Raw genomic sequence first — 1,136 nt, 5'->3', positions numbered from 1 at the left:
ATGCGGACCGGGCCGGAAAATTCCGCCGGGCCGTCGTTGGTGATGGTGATCTCGAACGAGCAGGGTTCTCCGGGCCGGTCCGCATCGGCGATGCGATCGGCGTCGACGGCCTCGGCCGGCTGGAAGGCGTCGCGATCACCTCGATCGAGCCGCCCTTCGGCTGCTCGCCGGAACCGGCGGCCTTGCCTGCATCCTGCATCGCCGACCTGACGCTTGGCGCCGGCGAAAGCCGTGTCCACAAGGTTACCGTGGTCATCCCCGACGACAGCCGCCTGGCCAATCTGCAAGGCAGCGTCAACGGCCAGAACTGCGTCGGCGTGCTTTCTCCCCATACGCGGGTGCAGGGCGGGGGCGATGTGCTTTCCCGCGACCAGGCCAACACCCAAGCCGATCGCGGCAAGGCCTATGCCTGCCATCCCTTCGCCATCAGCCATGAGACGAAGAAGGAATGCTCGGCAGGCTTCGTCATGAACGACGCCGGCCGGTGCGTCTGCCCGCAAGGCACCACCTATCGCAACGGCCAGTGCTCGTCCGGCGGCGTCATCATCCCGCCGAAGGAGCCAAAGCGTTGCGTGCTGCTCGAGGGCCAGGTCCGCACAGAGGATGGACGCTGCGTCTGTCCGCGCGGGACCGAGCTGGAGAATGGCGCCTGCGTCAAGACATCCAGGCCGGGCTGCGCGATACCGGGATCGGTGCCGACATCGAACGGCCATGGCTGCACCTGCCCCAAGGGCACGCATCTCGATCGGGATGCCAACGCCTGCGTACGCGACAGGCCGAAGCCCGAGCAGTGCACCATCCGTGGCCAGGTCCACGGCGCGGACGGCGACTGCGTCTGCCCGAGGGGGACCGAGCTGCGCAATGGAGTGTGCCGGCGCAAGCAGCCCGATGTGGAGCAGTGCGACATTCGCGGCCAGATCCACAACAAGCGCGGCGAGTGTGTCTGTCCGCGTGGAACCCGGGTGATCGACGGCGCATGCCGCCGGTCCAGGCAAGAGAGCGAATGCGCGCCGGGCTCGCAAATGGTCAACGGCCAGTGCCAGCCGATCTTCAGGCGGCGTTGCCCGGAAGGCATGATCGGCCGTTATCCAAACTGCAGGCCGGTGCGCATTCGCTCTCTGCCTGGACCGGCGGCA

At 67.6% G+C, this 1,136-nt stretch carries 1 pseudogene; it reads left to right on the top strand.

The annotated features are described in order from the left end of the window. Positions 1–1,136: pseudogene (locus FJ980_RS33245) on the top strand (hypothetical protein); the annotation flags it as partial.

It is taken from the genome of Mesorhizobium sp. B1-1-5 (assembly GCF_006443065.1).
Classification (GTDB): domain Bacteria; phylum Pseudomonadota; class Alphaproteobacteria; order Rhizobiales; family Rhizobiaceae; genus Mesorhizobium.
Note: the sequence above shows the minus strand (reverse complement) of the source record. Positions and strands in the feature narration are given on the sequence as shown.